An 18,563-nucleotide genomic window follows, 5' to 3' on the forward strand; every position below is an offset into this window, starting at 1 on the left:
GATACCTGCTGTGTGCGAGCAAATATTGCTAAGGCGAATCAGATCTAATCAACAAACTTCGTTTTCCATCTATCATTTGGCTTGGGAGTAACGCACACAACTCATTCAATATAGCCAAGATGAGAAATGGAGTTATACCTATGTCTTTAGCACCTTTTTATGTGGCTTGTGAGAAGCTAGTTAGTGTACTAGCCGAAAAAGGCTTTCATGTTGACCCTCAGCTGTTAACCCCTCAACCCAACGTACAACACAACATTCTCAACGAATTTACTAGAACAAACTTTTACACAAAAGCTCTAGAGTACTACTTAGATAAAGGTGGGCTGTGGGCATACGATTTAAAAAATAGACCTTCACCAGCTAGCTGGCATATTGTAAATTTAGCGTGCAATAAAAAATCAGATTCATCAGTCAGAGATTATTTTTACTGTGCAACCTGCAAACAAGATGCCTTAGCCTTAGTAATATATGAGCTCGATACTCAGGGGCTTATCCCTTCACATGTCAAATGTGATCAAGATAACCTTGCCTTTTATAGCGATAAAGAGCTTCTTGCTGAAATTTATATACCTCACTTTGAGAGAGCAGAACACACATTAAATCATAGAGTAGAAACCGCACTTGAGAAAAGTTTCTGGAATGACGCCGAAGATGTTGTGGCAAAAAGACTTCAAAAAATCCCCAATCTTGGTCAAATAAAATCTAGCGAGTGCGCAACTTATCCAATGCTTGTTTCAACGAAGTCGCTTGCAAACCAAATGGAAAGGTTTCTCAGGGAGGTGCTTCACTATCGAGCGAAACGCTCCGAGCTATTAGAAATTACGGCTAAGTTCTATGACTATGAGAGTTGGAATCATTTTTATGGCGCTGAAAAGCAATATGCTGACCATTTAAAGCGGCCATTTATGATATACACAAAAACCGGACCAGAGGTTAACTCTTTGGACTTCACCCTTGGTGAAGTTGATGCCATTGCTATGCTTTCAAAGAAAGTAGACCGAAGAGTCGATAAGACGTTTAGTTTATATGAGTTTGATGGTATGAGCTTAAACGCACATCCTCCGTTACCCAATACAAAGGGGCTTTACATTAGACCAATTAGGCGTGTTTACCCCGAAGATCTCCCTACTGGTGGCATAGCTTTAAAGCTATTAAGCGAGGAAGATATTACCGAAGCTATATATGATCACCTTGGATCAAATTCCCCATCTTTCACGCAAAAGCTTCATAAGAGAGCGCAAAGACGAAGTATAGATAGCAGCTATCTTATGCTCTCCGATTGGCTGATATACATAAAGTCATCTAGTTCAGGTGATGTCTTGGTGCTGGAAAAGTTTGATCATCACAAAGAGCAGATGATCGATAAAATCATCGGTGATTTATATAAGTGCTGGTTTTTCTTCAATGAAGAAACTAATACGTACTGGCTTTCCATAGATAGACATGAAAAAGCGCAATTTGAGCTTTCAGATTTTAACGGGTCTGACATTCTCAAAATAGAGAAGCAATTCATAATAAAAGCAAATTGGTGTTTTAACGATTTAGAATTCCTTCTTAATTTCTAGTAAGTTAAAGATACATAACAGAAATGACGAAAAGCCGATCAAAGGTCGGCTTATCTCTTTGAATTAGCTTAGCTCCCAAGGTAAGTCTCTACGACCGTTCACAGGCTTTAATATTCCTGAATATCTTAGTCGCTGGGCGGCCCACCTTAAATCGTACTGCCACGTATAAAGCAAATCACCCGATAATCTGAGCTCTTTTTCGTAGGACTCCCATACATACCGTGCAACATCTTTTGGCCATCCTGAACCACCTCTTGACTGTAGGCATTCAATGATCCAACCTTTCATGTCCTCTCTAGTAACCATAACTTTCCTTTACGCTTAGATAAATCGATCACAACTCTAAAGTATAATTACAGAGTTATCTCCATTATCAAGCCCTCGGCCAAGCTATTTTAGTATGAAACTTTATTGTTTGGGATGATACTTTATTGTATGGGGTGAAACTTTATTGTTCACCCACAAAAAAGGCGCTTGCGCGCCTTTTCTTATTCTACCGTTACACTCTTGGCGAGATTTCTCGGTTGGTCAACATCGGTGCCTTTGATCACGGCTACATAGTACGAAAGTAGCTGTAATGGGATGGTGTAAACCACTGGAGCGATGATATTTTCTACGTGATTGACGTTCATTACTCGCATGGTGTCGTCCGAGGCAAAGTTTGAGTCTTTGTCTGCGAAGACGTAAATGATGCCGCCGCGTGCACGTACTTCTTCAACGTTTGATTTAAGCTTTTCAAGCAGCTCGTTGTTTGGTGCAACGACGATGATTGGCATATCTGCGTCGATAAGTGCGAGCGGCCCGTGTTTTAACTCACCTGCTGCATAGGCTTCTGCGTGGATGTAGGAGATCTCTTTAAGCTTAAGCGCACCTTCCATTGCGATTGGGTATTGTGAACCACGGCCAAGGAACAATGAGTGATGTTTGTCGGCAAATTCCTCTGCAAGAAGCTCAATACCATCGGCCATCGTTAGGGTTTCTTCAAGCTTGGTTGGCAGGGTTTTAATGGCGTTGACGATTGCACTTTGGTCACGGCCTTTTTCCTGCGCGATTGACGCAGTTAGCATCAATAAGCCAACTAGTTGAGTCGTAAATGCTTTAGTTGATGCCACCCCAATTTCAGCGCCTGCTTTGGTCATAAAGGCAAGATCTGACTCACGTACTAGCGATGAGCCTGGTACGTTACAGATGGTCATTGACGCCATATAGCCTTGCTCTTTGGCAAGACGCAGTGCCGCAAGCGTGTCTGCGGTTTCGCCCGATTGTGAAATGGTTACCAATAGGCTGTTTTCGTGAACGAATGAGTCGCGGTAGCGAAACTCTGAGGCGATTTCAACGTTACAGCTTACGCCTGCAAATTGCTCTAGCCAGTAGCGCGCCACCATGCCTGAGTGGTAAGACGTACCACATGCGATGATCTGTACGTGTTTTACATCTTTAAAGATTTCATTGGCTTTGTCGCCAAATGCGTCGATACTAACACGATCGTTATCTAAGCGGCCTTCAAGTGTATTACGTACGGCCATTGGCTGCTCGTAGATTTCTTTTAGCATGTAGTGGCGATATTCACCTTTGCCCGACGCATCTTGCGTGATGTTAGACTCAACCACTTCGCGCTCTACAGGGTTGCCGTTGATGTCGAAGATTTCTACCGTTTCGCGAGTAATGCGTGCTACATCGCCTTCTTCTAGGAAGATAAAGCTGCGGGTTACTGGTAATAGCGCGAGCTGATCAGAGGCGATAAAGTTTTCGCCAAGACCGAGGCCGATCACCAGTGGGCTGCCTGAGCGTGCCACGATGATTTCATCTTGATTGGCTTTATCAAATAATACCGTACCGTATGCACCTTCAAGCTGTTTTACCGCGGCTTGCACAGCAGCAAGTAATGTAGTGTGCTGTTGTCTAAGCTGATGGATGAGGTGCACCATTACTTCGGTGTCAGTGTCAGACAAAAACTCATAGCCATCTTCTTTGAGTGCACTACGTAAGCCTTCGTGGTTTTCAATAATACCATTGTGCACCAATGCGATTTCGCTGTTAGAGATATGCGGATGCGCGTTAGCCTCAGTTACGCCACCGTGAGTTGCCCAGCGCGTGTGCGCGATACCGGTAGTACCTTTTACTTCAGCGTTTTCAAGGGCTGACTCTAGGTTTACTACTTTACCTACCGCTTTTACACTATTTAGCGCGCCACCTTCGCAAAGTGCAACACCCGCAGAGTCATAACCGCGATACTCAAGGCGCTTTAGGCCTTCGATAAGAATTTTGTTTACTGGACGCTCAGCAACGGCGCCTACGATTCCACACATAATCTCTCCATTTTATTTGCACGTTGTGTGTAATTCAGCACAGATCAGCTGTATGCCACGTGCTTTGATCGCTTGGCGAAGGTCATCTGCCAAGTTGTTGTCGGTGATCAAAGTGGTGATCTGTGCCCAAGGTATTTCTAAATTCGGAATTTTACGGCCTATCTTGTCAGACTCGACCATCACAATGACTTCACGGGCAGATTTGGCCATTACTCGGCTAAGCCCGATTAACTCGTTAAAGGTCGTAGTGCCACGCTCTACATCAATGCCATCGGCACCAATAAAAAGCTGATCAAAGTCATAGGATTGTAGTACTTGTTCAGCAACTTGCCCCTGAAATGATTCAGAATGTGGATCCCACGTCCCGCCGGTCATCAATAAAGTTGGCTCATTTTCAAGTGATAACAAGCGGTTGGCAATGTTCATCGCATTCGTCATGACAACTAAGCCACGCTTTTGCGCAAGCTCTGGGATCAAGGTTTCAGTGGTTCTGCCACTATCAATAATAATGCGATTGTGATCTTTAATAAGCGCTGCGGCGGCTTTAGCGATGGCTGTTTTACGAGCTGAATCTTGCGCGTCTTTACCCGATGCCGTGATCTCTTTAGGGAGGGCAATAGCACCGCCGTAACGGCGCAATAATAAGCCACTTTTTTCTAGTGCCGTTAAATCCTTACGAATCGTAACTTCTGATGTTTCAAACTCAGCCGCGAGTGATTCTACGCTGACTTCACCATACTCATTTACCCATGCAAGGATGGTATGTCTGCGCTGTTGAGTGTTTCGTTTTGTCATCAATTAAGTTTCGTTTCGAAATTTATGCGGATTATAGTCGAAACTTTCTGGGGTAAACAAGTTAATTTTTGCACTGAACAAATTTTAACTAGATAAAACAAAAAAAACCGTGTATTTTTCTGCTCTTGGATTGTATAAAGGGACATTTAAATGAACAAACGATTAATATTATTAGCTTTATTCCTTGGCGCGACATTAACAGCATGTGGCGGTTCAGGGGGATCAAGCGCTACCGCTAACAACAATAACAGCAGTGATAGCAATAATAATACTGGTACGGATAACTCAACCGACAACAATAACTCCAACACAGATAACACCCAGCTTGAGGCAAAGATAAGCCCAATTCAGTCGGTTTATACTGGCTCTACGGTTAAGCTAATAGGAACCAGCAGCGTGGTTTCAGCTAACGCCACTGTGGCCTGGTCAATCACAGCAAAGCCGCAAAACAGTACGGCACAAATAGCTGACAAAAGCAGTCTATTGAACGAGTTTGTTGCCGATGTAGCAGGTAATTATGAAGTTCAACTGACCATAAAGTCTGACTCACAAGAGTCAACGGCTAAAGCGTCAGTCAAGGTGACCGATAAACCTGTTGAGCCCACTAATCGCGCCCCAACAGCGGTAATTACTCCTTTTAAAGAACGCGCGGTAAAAAGTGAACAAGTCACACTAAGCGCGAAAGACAGCTCAGATCCCGATGGCGACCGCCTTTCTTATAAATGGCAAGTGAGCAGCGCTAACAATGCGTTAGACTTTCACCTTATCAACCCAGAAGGGGAATATGCCGTTTTTGCAGGAAGAGACTATGGCGTATTCACGATTAGCTTAACAGTGCATGACGGCAAAACCTACTCAGAAACCGTCACCAAACAGATAGAAGTGTATGACGACAGGCCAGAGCTTAAAGCTGTTATTTCCGCCCCAACAGAGGTCATATTAGGGTCGGTAAACTTTGTTGAGCTTAAAAGCGAGGGTAGTCAGTATCCGCGCGCGGTAACACCGCTTTGGAGTTTTGACAGCAAACCAAGCGGTAGCCAAGCAAAAATGGCAACACCAAGTGGCTTTATTACCTCTGCTCAACTAGATAAACCGGGGCAATATCAGATCCGTTTTAGTCTTAAAGACGAGTATGGCCGTGTGAGCGAAGCTACCCACACAATAACAGCAAAATATGGCGAAGCACGCACACCGCTGGTATTCGTTGATGCGCCAGAGTCAACCAAAATCAACGAGGCTATTGAGCTCAGCGCAAAACGTAGCACAGACGCAAGTGGTAGACCGCTTACTTACGCTTGGACATTTGAACCAAGAGAGCCGGGGTTAACGTATTCTGTTAGCAATGAGAATACCGACACGGTAACCTTTACACCTCATGGAGAAGGTTATTACCGTTATTCTGTGAAGGTAAGTAACGGCGAGCTAAGTGACACCGCCACAGGTATGGTGAAAGCAACTCCGGAAAATAATGAACCCACGGTATCGATTAGCCCAAGAATTTCGGTCGCACTAGAAGGGCAAACGAAAGTATTTGAGATCTCAGCTGAAGATAAAGATGGTGATCCACTCACTTACCAATGGTCATTTTCAGCCAAGCCAGAAAGCAGCACTGCGGTAATTAACGGCAGTGACAATCGCGCGTCAATTACCTTTAATGAAGTGGGTAATTATGTACTGAACTGCACTGTTTCTGATGGAAAGGTCGATGTTGATATTTCTGCGTTTATCCAAGTTCGTGCAGTTCAAAATGGTGCACCAACCATTGCCGCACTGGACGCTCAAGGGATGCTGAGAGTAGGCACTGAGGTGCAGCTCACCTCAGCAGTCATTGACGCCGACAGTCACACACAACACTTGACTTATTTTTGGACGGTCACCGAGCCGTCAGGGAAAGTGATTGAAGGCGCTGCTGTAAACGATGCAACACTGCGTTTCACTCCAGCGGTATCTGGCGACCACCAAGTAAAACTCAGCGTTGTAGATGAAAAATCTGCCGCAGTTGCAACTAAAGTCGTCACGCTGTCGGTTGAGTAAAGCTGCCAAACGACCACATCATAGGCTTACGTGTTCAACCATGAGCACTTAAGCCTTTTCATTACCCTAAACGCTCAGGTAAACAGCAAGATAACTTGTGATATTTAAGCAAGGTCGATTACATCGGAGCCGCACTTGGTGTTAAGTGGCGCAGCTCCATATTGCTAATATGCGTTCCAGCAGAGTCTTCAGGGCCAATTTCATCATACGCTGATTCCACCCTAAGATATGCCTGTGTTGCACCTAACTCCGCCAGCTTTGTTTCTGCTTCTCGAAGCGAATTAAATGGCGTTAGTTTGCCCTCAGCGTACATTAAAATGTGCAAGTTACCATCGGCATCCTGACCACCAGCTAAGTAGTGATTTGAATCGGCATAGCTTAATACAATGGCATGTAATTCGTTGTTGGCAATTTTTTCTTTCAGTGTCGCAGCTAGCATAGTGCTCTCCTCGTTTAACTGGCTATTAATTAAACGGCTCACTGACAAATTTGGTTCACCTTTGGCGTTTTTCCTTCATGACATGGGATGGCGTAATAGGTTTGGAACAGCGTGAATTGGCGCTTTGATGCGCCAATCCATTTTTGCCTACTTGTTATTCATATCGTAGGATTGAGGCAGGTCGCGTCCTAGTCGTTTTTACGATAAGTATCGCAACCGTCAGCCAAGTCACCAAGGCCACCGAGATTGCAGCAACGCCGTATACCCACAGCGCTTGCTCAATCCGATCGTTAAAGTTTGCTAACCAGTCTCCCACCAGCCAGTATGCCAAGGGAAAAGCAATCAAGATGCCAATCACAACCAATAACAAAAACTCCTTCGCCAACAAGTTCGCAATACTAATTCGTGATGCGCCTAGCACTTTGCGTACTGCGACTTCTTTTTGTCGCTTTAGCATAGTAAATGAAGTTAGCCCAACAACACCGAGCATTGCCAACCCCAGAACCAATAAACTAAATGCCTGAATAATATGAATGAAACGGCTATCTTCATTAAAATTTGCACTAAAGTTAGCGCCAATATCTTCAATTTCAGGCTCATATATGCCCAGCCTTGATGCTAACAACTGTGTAAGTTGCTGAGTAACAAACTGTTGCTGTGACTTCTCTACTTCGACCACAATGGCAGCTGTGGGTACTAAACTGTAGCCAGGCAAAAACATAGCCATGGTTTTGTTTCGCTTTGCATTTCCTATTTGTAGCTCTTTCACCACCCCGACAACTGTCATGGTCATCGTGCCACGCTGCATAGACTGCCCAATCATCTGATCGGGCGTGTCAAACCCCGCTAGTTTTGTCACAGACTCGGTGACAATAACACTAACAGACGCCTCTCCGTCTTTGCGCACATACCAGTCTGAGGCAAATTGAGGGGTAAAATCTCTGCCTGCTACCAAGGTCAAACCCAGTTGCGATACTGCATTAAATCCTACTCCAATACCCGCGATTGACTCAGGAGATACTTCGCCGTTTGGTAGGGTGGGTTTAAAACTATATTGAATGTCATGGGTTAAGTCCGTATCTAGGGGGCCAACTTGTTTAACTCCTGCAATCTTTTCAATTGCATCTAGCAAAGGTGAATGAGGGCCTGACAACACTTCGTTTTTAGGTAGCGCCCTGATATATAGGCGGTTTTCAGCATCATATCCTGGTGACAAGGTCTGCAAAAAGCTTAATTGTTGTGGCAACGTGATGGCACCAACAATCAGGGCTGTTGCAATGACAAACTGTGACACCAGTAAAACCTTACGCAGCCACACAGCTCCTCCCGATGCAGACGTGTCACCTTGCAACATTACTTTAGGGCTCAAGCGAGAAAGATACAAAGCAGGATAAATCCCAGCCAATAAGCTCACGCTCAGAGAGAGCAGCATTAATAAACCACCTTGCCAGCTAAAAAAAGCAAATTGCAGCGTTCTATCCACAAGGTAGTTGAACCAAGGTAAGCTCAACTCAATAACCGCAGCACCTATAATACAAGTGACAATCGCAATTAGCAGATACTCACAAAGAAACTGCCAAAAGAGCTGGCCGCTAGAAGCGCCCAGAGACTTTCTGATCCCCACTTCTTTAATGCGGCTACCACTTTGCGCAATACTGAGATTGATAAAATTGATAGCTGCTACACATAAAAGCGCGATACTCAGTATGATACTGGCAATAATCGCTTGTGGATTGCCGCCGGATCGCATCTCCGATAGGGCATCATGATATAAATGTAGATCAGCAAGTGGGGCTAAATTAACAGAAAGTATGCCCCTTTCTCCCTCCATCACAAACAATTCAGTGATCTCGTCTGCAAGAGTGGCAATATCCACCATCGTATTAAGACGCAAGTACACATAGTGCATGTGCATATACAAGTTTTCACTCGTTTTTTTGGAGTGGATCAGGCTATCAAAAGCAAAATGGGTGTTTAGGGGAAGATCTTCAAAAACCGCTGCCACCGTATATACACCATATTGATAATGTAAGCGCTGCCCAACAACGTCAACACGGCCAAATAGGCGCATCGCTTCTGAGCGGCTCAGTACCAGCTGTTCTGGCGTACTCAAGGCAAGCTCGATATTACCATCAAGCACTTTGAGATCGATAAAATCTAAGATATTACTTGAAGCAACATAGAGATTATTAAGCTGAAACTGATTTTCGCCAGCGCTCACGTACCCCAATGCAGGATCATGATTTTTTGCTTTAAATAACGCAAATATATCTTCAACCTGTGTGAGATCTTTGGCTTCTAGCAAGCGCGGATAGTTAATTGTTGGCACAGTACCGAGCCCTAACGACGAAAAGTCGGCCTCGGCACGAACCACCCGCTCGGCATTAGGCTGAAATGTATCAAAAGAAAGCTCATGCAAAGTGTAAAGTAAAATGAGGAGTGCAGCAGACACCCCTATAGAAAACCCTAATACATTGAGTATAAAGTGTAACTTTTGCTTTTTTGCAACCCGCAACGCAGTGTGTAAATTGGCAATAATCATTTTTCTTCCTTAGCCCTTAAGCACCTTTTACTCATAACGTAAAATTAATGACGGACGCATACTTGCGGCTTTAAATGCAAGCGTCGCAACCGTTAGCCAGGTGATCCCCGCGACCGCGAATGCCGCAATGCCATACACCCAAAAGTCTTGAGTAATACGGTCATTAAAGTTTGCAAGCCAATCTCCTACTAACCAATATGTAACCGGATAGGCAATAGCGACACTCACCGCAACTAGCATTAAAAACTCTTTTGCTAGAATATTAACGATACTGACTCTTGATGCTCCCAGCACTTTACGAACCGCAACTTCTTTTTGTCGACGTACCGTTGCAAAAGAAGCCAAACCAAATGTGCCCAAACACGTTAAAAACACAGCCAAAGTGGTAAAAATCAGCACCACTTGTGAGACTCGTTCATCTGCTTTTAGTACTGCTTTGTAGTTATCTTCCAACAGATTGATTTTTGGTTCGTAAAGATCAGCAACGTCTGCTAACGCCGCCGTGACTTGGGTGGTAATTTCAGGCAAACGGTGCGGGTTTATCGTTAAAATCAGCTCTGAAACTGATGATAAATAGCTAAATCCACATAAAAACATGATATTACTGCTGGCATCTTTGGTATTACCAACTTTGACATCCTCAACCACACCAACAACCAACATATCCACACTGCGACCCGTATCTTTGATGGTTTTGCCTATGATATCGGCGACATTGTGATAGCCCGCCTGCTTGGCCACTTGTTCACTGATAATTGTGCTGACTTTCGTGACGCCATTTTCTCGATACGCCCAATCACTGCTATATTCAGGGCTAAAGTCGCGTCCTGCCAATAACGTTAACCCCAACCCTTTAACAATATTGAACCCTGAGCCAATCACAGGGGTTAAACTTTGGGACGCTTCTCCATTAGACCACGTTGGCTGTAGCGTGTTATTAATTGATACGGTCAGACGGGTATCCAGTATCGTTGCTAATTCGACCCCTTCGATGGCAGTAATGCGATTTACCAATGAGCTTGGTTGCTTGGTGAATACGTCCTCAACAGGCAGTTCCGAGATGACTAAACGCTGCTTTGTTTGATAGCCCAAAGGTAAGCTTTGTAAATGCGCAAGCTGTTGCAATAACGTTGCTGATGCAATGATCAAACCGATAGATAGAGAGGCTTGCAGAGTAAGTAAGCTCTTACGTACAAAAATAGCAGTATTACCACGCTGAAGATCGCCACTCAGTACTCGCTTGGCACTAAATGACGACATAAAAAATGCAGGGTATAGACCAGCTAAAATCCCAACACTCATCGCTACCACAAAAATCGCACCACCAAAAGGTGAAATATAATCAATAAACAAAGCACGGTCGACCAAGCCATTAAAACTCGGTAATAATAGCTCTACCAACACACAGGCCAGTATGGTTGAGAAGAGTGCAACAAGTACCGACTCAGATAAAAACTGGATCACTAACTGCGTTTTACTCGCACCCAGCGCCTTGCGTACCCCTACTTCTTTAGCTCGTTTTGCGGATTGGGCTACGGTCATATTGATAAAGTTAAAGCTTGCAATCAAAATCAACAGCACACTTAACCCCACACAAATCATGACCACCAGCTTCGCACCACCGGCTTTCATTTCAAACGGTGACTTAGCCGTTAAGTGCAGTGCAAGTAGCGGATGTAGTTTAATCGAGATTTTGCCCGCCATCTCTTCATAGTAGTAGCGCTCTGAGAGGGTCTTTTCCAATGCAGCAACATCGGTATTGGGTGCAAGACGCACATACACATAGCTACTATTCATGCCAAGCTTAGTGGGGTCATGCTTTACGTGAACAAGGTTTTTAAATGCAAAGTGGGTGTTATCAGGGAGATCTGCAAATACAGCTCGTACCGTGTATTGACCACTTTGATGTTGTAAGGTGTTACCAATGACACCAACACTGCCAAATATTCTTAGCGCTTCAGATTCGCTCAACGCAATGCTGTTAGGCGTACTCAAAGCATTTTTCATGTCTCCTGATAAGGTGTTTATATCAATAAAGCTTTCAATATTTGGCGTCGCACCGTAAAGCGCATTTAGCTTGTACCCCTGCTCTCCCACTCGAACATCCACCATCGCCTCACGGGTAAGCTCTACCATGGTCAAACCAAACACGTCTTCAACTTGGCTATACTCAAGCGCTAGTTTTGCATTGGAATAATTAAAAATAGGCACAACAGCCAACCCTAATTCAGAAAAATCTTGGCTGATCCGATAGACACGATCCGCATTTGGCTGCTGGCTATCATAAGAAAGCTCATTTTTTGCAAACAAAGCCACTAAAATAGCCGCTGCTAACCCTACGCTCAAACCTAAAACATTCAGCACAAAGTGCTGTTTTTGCTGCTTAAAAGCACGCAGCGCTGTAACAAGATAGTTCGCTATCATTATGCTACCTCACTTTTCGGGGGCTGCCCTTGTGCATTCGCTTTGTCTAGCATGACTTGGCCATCAAGTAAGCGCACAAGCCGGTCGGCATAACCGCCTTCTTTTTCAGAGTGTGTCACCATGATCACCGTGGTGCCTTCGCGATTTAACTCGCGCAACATCGCCATGACTTCTTCACCATTTTTTGAGTCTAAGTTACCTGTCGGTTCATCCGCTAAGATAAGCTTTGGATTGATCACCAGTGCTCTTGCAACGGCCACACGCTGCTGCTGACCACCAGACAGTTGCTGTGGTAAATGGTCGGCACGATGATCTATCGCAACGCGTTTCAAGATTTGTTCTACACGCTGCTTACGTTCCTTTTTCGAGATGTTTTGGTATTGCAGCGGCAGCTCTACATTTTCAAATACCGTCAGCTCATCAATTAAGTTAAAGCTTTGAAAAACAAACCCTATGGATGCTTTGCGCAGTTGTGAAAGCTGCTTTTCGCTATAACCGGCAATATCAGTACCAGCAAATTCAAACTGACCCGAAGTCGGAGAATCCAACATACCAAGGATAGACAGCAATGTTGATTTACCGCAGCCAGATGGGCCCATGATAGCGACAAACTCACCTTCATTAACCACTAAATTGATATTGTTCAGCGCAGTTGTTTCAATGTCTTGAGTACGAAATACACGGTTTAGATTAGTTAGTTTTATCATTGTTATATCCTTAGAAATGTAGTTGTTGCGCTTTGTCGAAGTTGCTATAGCTTGAGGTGATCACTTGCTCACCAGGTGTGAGGCCGTCTAACACTTCGTAATAATCTTGATTCTTTTTGCCTAGGCGAATATCACGACGCTGTGCAGTTTTGCCATCATGAGACAAGACATACACCCAATTACCGCCTGAGCTGGTAAAAAATGCACCGCGCTTCAGCAGTACCGCATTTTCTTTATTGCCGCCGAGCATAAGTTCAATGTCTATACTTTGCCCGCGTTTAATATCACTTTGGCCACTCGGTAAAGCGACCTCGATTTGAAACTGTGACTGCGACACTCGGCTATCAATTTTGCTGACCTTGGCGTGAACCGAGCCACTGTCTAACATCACATTGACTGCCATCTCAGGTTGTACTTGATTTAAGTAAAACTCATCGAGGCGGACAACCAGCTTGTATTCATTTGGAATATCAATTTGACCTAAACGCGCCCCTTTGCCTTTGGACTCACCAATTTCAACATCTAGCTCGCTCAGGTATCCAGAAACAGGGGCTTTAATCAGCAAATTCTCAAGATTCTTACGCGCAAACTGTAGGTTTTTTTGCAGCATGTCAGCACTGTCTTCTAATTGCTCCACTTGTACCTGACGAATTGAATTCTCTTGTGCTTGGCGTTCTAATGTTAACTCTTTGCGCGCTTTGTAGTAGGTGAGATCATCTTCAATTTCAGAGAGCCTATCGGTTGCCAACACGCCCTTTTCAACAAGCGGCTTTGACTGTTTATAACGACGTTCTAAATGGCTAATTTGTAAGTCAATTTCCAGCAAGTCACGGCGTAAATTAAGGCGACTGGTTTCCATCGTCATTTGGGTGTTTCTTAGGAAGTTAAGCTGTTCAGTTACCTGCGCTTCTCGGCTCATGACATCTAGCTGCAAGCTGGTATTGCTCAGTCTTACTAACGGCTGACCGGCTTCCACATATTCGCCCTGCTCGACTAAACGTTCTTCAACTTGACCACCTGCAATGGTATCAAGATAAATCGTTGTCTTTGGTACAACTTGACCACGCAAACTGAGGGCATCAATAAATGCACCTTTGCTGACGGTAGCGACCGTGACGCTACTGAGCGATAAGTTTTGACTACGACCGGAAGAAGCGGTGTTGGTAAAGGCAAATGCAGCCGCAGCAACGCCTAATAGCACGCCCCCTGCAATCACTTTTTTTAGATGTTTTTGTAATCCTGAACGTTCAATTTTCTTATCCATAATCACACCTCTTGTTCTATGTCGGTTAGCTTATTTCTTGTTATATCTGTAACTGTTATCAAGCTCTGTGCCAAAGTGATAATTAATTTAAATAACAATAACTTAATAGAGAAAAAAGAATATCCCCAGACCAAGAGTGTCCGAAAATAGAACACTTTAAATTGCTTAGCCTGTCCATAAATGAACACTTTTCGTGGACGCCACTTGAGCGAATGCGGTACGCTAAAAGAAAAACAAAGCACTCAGGATATGAAGCAGGAAGGCACCGTATTAATCGTTGATGACAACACCGATATTCTCATTGCAGCAAAACTGTTGCTGAAGAAGCACTATCAACAAGTCCTCACAACAGATAATCCGTTTGATATTGAAGCGCAAATCAACGCGCAACAAATAGACGTGATCTTACTGGATATGAACTTTAGTCAAGACGCAATCAGTGGCAAAGAAGGGTTTTACTGGTTACAGAAAATCGTCGCACAAGACCCAAGCATTGTAGTGTTGCTAATGACTGCCTACGGCGATATACAACTTGCCGTAGATGCTATTAAAGCCGGTGCTGCTGATTTTATCGCTAAACCATGGCAAAACGATCAACTTCTTGGTGCTGTTGCGGCTGCCTTCGCGCACGCCAAAGATAAACAACAAGTAGGTAAATTAACTCGCCAGACACAAGGGCTGAACCAAGCGCTCAATCAATCTGGAGGTCATCAATTTTCCTTTTTAGGTCAAAGTCCGGCGATGCAAACGGTGTTTCGCACTATTGAGCGCGCTGCGCAAACTGACGCTAATATTTTGATAACTGGTGAAAGTGGTACTGGTAAAGAGCTTGCCGCACATGCAATTCATCAGGCGAGTATGCGTCATCACAATGCCTTTATTAGTCTTGATATGGGCGCAGTCTCCGAGAGTTTGTTCGAAAGTGAGCTATTTGGGCATAAAAAAGGCGCATTTACCGATGCCAAAAGTGATAAGGTTGGTCGTTTCGAGTTGGCACATCAAGGCAGTTTATTTTTAGATGAGCTGGGTAATCTCCCCCTAGCCCAACAAGCGACATTGTTGGCAGCGTTACAAAATCGGCAAGTGACACCGGTGGGGGGAAGTAAACCCATTTCTGTAGATATACGGCTTATCTGTGCCACCAATGACAATCTTCAACAAGCCGTTGACGAAGGTCGATTTAGACAAGATTTATTATATCGGATCAACACCATAGAGATCCGCCTCCCACCCCTGCGTGAGCGCGCTGAAGATATTCCGCTGTTGGTGGATTATTACTTAGCCCACTTTTGCCAAAAATATAAAAGACAACTTGAGGTAAACCCGATGGATATGCAAAGCCTACAAGCATATCCATGGCCGGGTAACGTAAGAGAGTTGGCACATGCGATAGAGCGGGCGGTGATCTTAAGTGAAAGTGAATACTTGGATATCAGCACAGTTATCAATACCGCAGCGCGCCCGTCGCCCTCAACCGACTCCAAAGGGAGAGACGATACCCAGATAACTGACACCTTCAACCTAGAGGAAATCGAACAGCGCACGGTACGGGCAGCGTTAAAGCACTATCAAGGTAACGTATCAAGTGCAGCAAAAGCACTTGGGTTAACGCGCGGTGCCATGTATCGACGATTAGATAAGTATAACTTGTAGGTGTGCACGATATGGTTCGCTTAACCCAGCACCCAACTGTCATTTTCATGCTCACTATTTTTGCGCTATTACTGAGCAGCGGAGCTTCACTTTATTTGTATATACAAGTAGGATTCTCAGCAACATGGCTCCTCAGTACCCTAATTGCTGGTGCCTTTGTGCTGTCTTTGTATTATCAATTTAATAAGCAAAACAAGCACATGCGCTTTGTACTTAAGTCTCTTGCTAACGGTGATAGTTCCCTAGGTTTGAGTCAACATCATCCCATGCGAACACTCTTGGAAGAAATAAAAGATAGGATCCAAAGCGCGCACTTTATTGCCCAGCAGCAAGCACATTTCTTACAAACGCTATTAGTTCATATTGACTTAGCGGTGCTGGTTTTTGACAACAAAGGGAATGTCATTGAGTCCAACCCAGCAGTACCTCGCTTGCTCGGAAAAACCATTAATCATATTGAGGACTTAGCGCATATAGCACCACTGATCCATGAATGTGATAACCGCTTAAAAACAATCGCGAATTGGCAGTATGGTGAGCAACAAGACAACTTGTCTATACAAATAACATCAGCGCAGATCCAAGGCCAGATCCGTAAAATAGTAACGCTACAATCCATTAAAGACGCACTGCAAAATAAAGAGCAACAAGCATACAAGCGCCTGACTAAAGTGCTCACCCACGAAGTAGCCAATTCTATTACTCCATTAGCCTCCATTGCGCAAACCTGTGAAAGCTTATTGCCTGAATCCTTAAGTTTTGACGACAAAGAAGATAAACAGGATCTTGCGCTCGCGCTTCGTACTCTTGCAAAACGGACAGAGTACCTCGGTGAATTCATCGCCCGCTTTAGAAAAGTCAGCAGCCTACCAAGCCCCGAATTACAACCTTGCCAACTCGCAACTTTGGTGAAAGGGATTTATCAACTACATCAACCCAGCTGTGACGCCGCAAGCCTTAGCATAAAACTAGATGTTCACCATGATCAGTTAGTGATGCTGGACCCAGCACAAATAGAGCAAGTACTTATCAACTTACTTAAAAATGCGATGGAGGCATTGCATCATCAATCAGCCCAGTCACCTCAACAACCCCCATTTATTGTGCTAAAAACTGGCGTCAATGGCACAGGTCAGCATTACATTGAAATCAGCGACAACGGCCCAGGTATCGCAGAGCATGTCGTAGATATGATTTTCGTACCATTTTTTACCACTAAGCAGCAAGGGTCGGGGATCGGGTTAAGCTTATCGCGACAAATCATGCTCAACCATGGTGGCGAATTAGTATACATACAACGTAAGCAAGGAGCCTGTTTTCGCTGCGTGTTTGGTTAATACGCAGGACTCAGCTTCGCGCTTAAGCGTAATTTGAACAAGATTAAAGAAAGGAAAAGCATAGCAGGCAATACTCAGCCTACCGCGCTTTAAGAACCAGATGGCTAGGCAAGTACTCATAGCGCCTACCGACTGTCATTGATTTGCCAAAACCACGAGGCTAAATGACATTATCAAAGCTGCTACTTATTCAAACTTCAGATTAAATAATCCGTAAGATAAGTGGTAGCAATAACAAACAGCCCAGTCCCCAAATGAACTTATTGCTTGTTAGCGAATTAGCACGATACCCCATCACCACTGCAAAGGAACCCAACTTTGGTACCAGCCAAAACAACAACCCCGAAAATAACAGAGTTCCTATGATCACGACCAAGCTCTCTAACAAACCACCTAGCTGATACCGGCTAAGCCAAAGCGCTAAGACAATGATCACACTTTGATGCCAGAGATAAATAGGAAACACCGCTTTTTTGAGTCTCGTAAGCAGTGGATGAGAACGGGTAAGATAACGCGCTGCCAATGCTAATACCAACAAAACAGCACACACGCGCTGTAAAACCAAAATAATGCTACCACACCAAACAATGAAAGGAGTTAGCGAGTCTTGCAACCAGTAAAAGTGATATAAAAGCAGTATAATCATCGCATTAAGTGTAAAAATCCATATCAACATTTTACTGTGGCAAGTCAGCCAAGCCCAAAAATGTTGCCGTTTGGCAAGCAGGTAACCGGCAAGCAAAAACACAAACCCTTGAAATTCTCTTTGGCTATCTCCCGCCAGTGCTAACTGAGCCCAAAGTAAACTTGCACCGCCCAGTATGCTCAACGCGTAAGTTGACCAACGTAACGCTCTCAAATGCAGAAACATTACGTGAAGCTTTGAGGTCAAAACAATATGCAGCACAGCAAGAAGCACAGTAAAGCACCATAGCGCTCGCAAATACCAAAGATGGTTAACGTCTACATGAGGCCAAATACCGCGTTGATATTGACTAAACAAAGGGCTGTCTAGCTCAATAAAGTGTTTGTAGAAGTCGACATATCCAAATGTTAATCCAGCATTTTGCTGCATTTCAGCGAAAAGTTGCACAGGAACAACGACCCATATACCGAATAACAGTGGCAGTAATAACAAAGGCGTGCGAAAGAGTACCGTGTTACCAGCCCCTTGTTTATCAAAAATGTATCTAAGCGCAACACCAGAGATAAACCAGATCAGCAACATTCGCCATGGCGAGATCAGTAACATTAAATATTCTAGCCACACCGATGAATAAGCACTCTTGTAGTGAAAACCCCAATTAGGTATGTATAACATGGCGGTGTGATAAAAAATGAGTATCGTAAATGCAATAACACGTAGCCAGTCCAGCTCTACTCGCCTGTTTAAATGCTCCATCTTGCTTTCTTTTTAGAAGTAAATTTATCTCCAGGATGCGCCAAAACGGTATATAAAAAAGCAAACATTTGCTTATATAACAATAACTAGGG

General features: G+C 44.2%; 13 protein-coding genes. 4 read left to right on the top strand and 9 right to left on the bottom strand.

Going from position 1 to position 18,563, the window contains the following annotated elements; translation table 11 throughout:
* Positions 1-140: 140 nt before the first annotated feature.
* Positions 141-1,565: a hypothetical protein gene (locus J8Z24_RS16425; protein WP_252095033.1), complete on the top strand. Its 1,425-nt coding sequence runs from the start codon at positions 141-143 to the stop codon at positions 1,563-1,565.
* 63 nt (positions 1,566-1,628) lie between these two features.
* Here J8Z24_RS16425 and J8Z24_RS16430 read toward each other — a convergent pair whose 3' ends face one another.
* From J8Z24_RS16430 to J8Z24_RS16440, 3 genes are all read right to left on the bottom strand, one after another.
* Positions 1,629-1,871 (bottom strand): hypothetical protein, encoded by a 243-nt coding sequence (locus tag J8Z24_RS16430; RefSeq protein ID WP_105166584.1) that lies wholly within the window; start codon positions 1,869-1,871, stop codon positions 1,629-1,631.
* A 182-nt stretch (positions 1,872-2,053) separates the two neighbouring features.
* Complete coding sequence (gene glmS, locus J8Z24_RS16435) at positions 2,054-3,874, bottom strand: glutamine--fructose-6-phosphate transaminase (isomerizing) (protein ID WP_125250783.1); 1,821 nt, start codon at positions 3,872-3,874, stop codon at positions 2,054-2,056.
* 12 nt (positions 3,875-3,886) lie between these two features.
* Positions 3,887-4,669, bottom strand: coding sequence for a DeoR/GlpR family DNA-binding transcription regulator (locus J8Z24_RS16440; protein ID WP_252095034.1), 783 nt, complete (start codon positions 4,667-4,669; stop codon positions 3,887-3,889).
* 150 nt (positions 4,670-4,819) lie between these two features.
* Between J8Z24_RS16440 and J8Z24_RS16445 the strand changes: the two genes are divergently transcribed.
* Positions 4,820-6,703 (top strand): PKD domain-containing protein, encoded by a 1,884-nt coding sequence (locus J8Z24_RS16445; protein ID WP_252095035.1) that lies wholly within the window; start codon positions 4,820-4,822, stop codon positions 6,701-6,703.
* A 118-nt stretch (positions 6,704-6,821) separates the two neighbouring features.
* Here J8Z24_RS16445 and J8Z24_RS16450 read toward each other — a convergent pair whose 3' ends face one another.
* The 5 genes from J8Z24_RS16450 to J8Z24_RS16470 form a co-directional block, all read right to left on the bottom strand.
* Complete coding sequence (locus tag J8Z24_RS16450) at positions 6,822-7,142, bottom strand: DUF6482 family protein (RefSeq protein WP_125250786.1); 321 nt, start codon at positions 7,140-7,142, stop codon at positions 6,822-6,824.
* Between the two features lie 154 nt (positions 7,143-7,296).
* On the bottom strand, positions 7,297-9,684 hold the full coding sequence (locus tag J8Z24_RS16455; RefSeq protein WP_252095036.1) for an ABC transporter permease: 2,388 nt from the start codon (positions 9,682-9,684) through the stop codon (positions 7,297-7,299).
* A gap of 27 nt (positions 9,685-9,711) precedes the next feature.
* Positions 9,712-12,108, bottom strand: coding sequence for an ABC transporter permease (locus J8Z24_RS16460; protein WP_252095037.1), 2,397 nt, complete (start codon positions 12,106-12,108; stop codon positions 9,712-9,714).
* On the bottom strand, positions 12,108-12,815 hold the full coding sequence (locus J8Z24_RS16465) for an ABC transporter ATP-binding protein (protein ID WP_176033817.1): 708 nt from the start codon (positions 12,813-12,815) through the stop codon (positions 12,108-12,110). Before J8Z24_RS16465 ends, J8Z24_RS16460 begins: the two co-directional genes overlap by 1 nt.
* Before the next feature lie 10 nt (positions 12,816-12,825).
* The gene (locus J8Z24_RS16470) at positions 12,826-14,079 is read right to left on the bottom strand and encodes an efflux RND transporter periplasmic adaptor subunit (protein WP_252095038.1); all 1,254 of its coding nucleotides are present in this window, start codon (positions 14,077-14,079) and stop codon (positions 12,826-12,828) included.
* A gap of 249 nt (positions 14,080-14,328) precedes the next feature.
* Between J8Z24_RS16470 and J8Z24_RS16475 the strand changes: the two genes are divergently transcribed.
* Positions 14,329-15,732, top strand: a complete 1,404-nt coding sequence (locus J8Z24_RS16475) for a sigma-54-dependent transcriptional regulator (protein ID WP_252095645.1) — start codon at positions 14,329-14,331, stop codon at positions 15,730-15,732.
* Positions 15,733-15,743: 11 nt separating this feature from the next.
* Positions 15,744-17,069 (top strand): sensor histidine kinase, encoded by a 1,326-nt coding sequence (locus J8Z24_RS16480; protein ID WP_252095039.1) that lies wholly within the window; start codon positions 15,744-15,746, stop codon positions 17,067-17,069.
* A 202-nt stretch (positions 17,070-17,271) separates the two neighbouring features.
* On the opposite strand, the gene J8Z24_RS16485 is transcribed toward J8Z24_RS16480, so the two are convergent.
* Entirely contained in the window at positions 17,272-18,471 is a 1,200-nt protein-coding gene (locus tag J8Z24_RS16485; RefSeq protein ID WP_252095040.1) for an acyltransferase family protein, read from the bottom strand.
* Positions 18,472-18,563 lie beyond the last annotated feature (92 nt).

The organism is Pseudoalteromonas sp. SCSIO 43201 (genome assembly GCF_023716725.1).
GTDB lineage: Bacteria > Pseudomonadota > Gammaproteobacteria > Enterobacterales > Alteromonadaceae > Pseudoalteromonas > Pseudoalteromonas peptidolytica.

What these genes read in the sequence shown, in the direction of transcription:
- J8Z24_RS16425 (WP_252095033.1), top strand. Translation starts at nt 141, where the DNA reads ATGTCTTTAGCACCTTTTTATGTGGCTTGTGAGAAGCTAGTTAGTGTA.
- J8Z24_RS16430 (WP_105166584.1), bottom strand. Translation starts at nt 1,871, where the DNA reads ATGGTTACTAGAGAGGACATGAAAGGTTGGATCATTGAATGCCTACAG.
- glmS (WP_125250783.1), bottom strand. Translation starts at nt 3,874, where the DNA reads ATGTGTGGAATCGTAGGCGCCGTTGCTGAGCGTCCAGTAAACAAAATT.
- J8Z24_RS16440 (WP_252095034.1), bottom strand. Translation starts at nt 4,669, where the DNA reads ATGACAAAACGAAACACTCAACAGCGCAGACATACCATCCTTGCATGG.
- J8Z24_RS16445 (WP_252095035.1), top strand. Translation starts at nt 4,820, where the DNA reads ATGAACAAACGATTAATATTATTAGCTTTATTCCTTGGCGCGACATTA.
- J8Z24_RS16450 (WP_125250786.1), bottom strand. Translation starts at nt 7,142, where the DNA reads ATGCTAGCTGCGACACTGAAAGAAAAAATTGCCAACAACGAATTACAT.
- J8Z24_RS16455 (WP_252095036.1), bottom strand. Translation starts at nt 9,684, where the DNA reads ATGATTATTGCCAATTTACACACTGCGTTGCGGGTTGCAAAAAAGCAA.
- J8Z24_RS16460 (WP_252095037.1), bottom strand. Translation starts at nt 12,108, where the DNA reads ATGATAGCGAACTATCTTGTTACAGCGCTGCGTGCTTTTAAGCAGCAA.
- J8Z24_RS16465 (WP_176033817.1), bottom strand. Translation starts at nt 12,815, where the DNA reads ATGATAAAACTAACTAATCTAAACCGTGTATTTCGTACTCAAGACATT.
- J8Z24_RS16470 (WP_252095038.1), bottom strand. Translation starts at nt 14,079, where the DNA reads ATGGATAAGAAAATTGAACGTTCAGGATTACAAAAACATCTAAAAAAA.
- J8Z24_RS16475 (WP_252095645.1), top strand. Translation starts at nt 14,329, where the DNA reads ATGAAGCAGGAAGGCACCGTATTAATCGTTGATGACAACACCGATATT.
- J8Z24_RS16480 (WP_252095039.1), top strand. Translation starts at nt 15,744, where the DNA reads ATGGTTCGCTTAACCCAGCACCCAACTGTCATTTTCATGCTCACTATT.
- J8Z24_RS16485 (WP_252095040.1), bottom strand. Translation starts at nt 18,471, where the DNA reads ATGGAGCATTTAAACAGGCGAGTAGAGCTGGACTGGCTACGTGTTATT.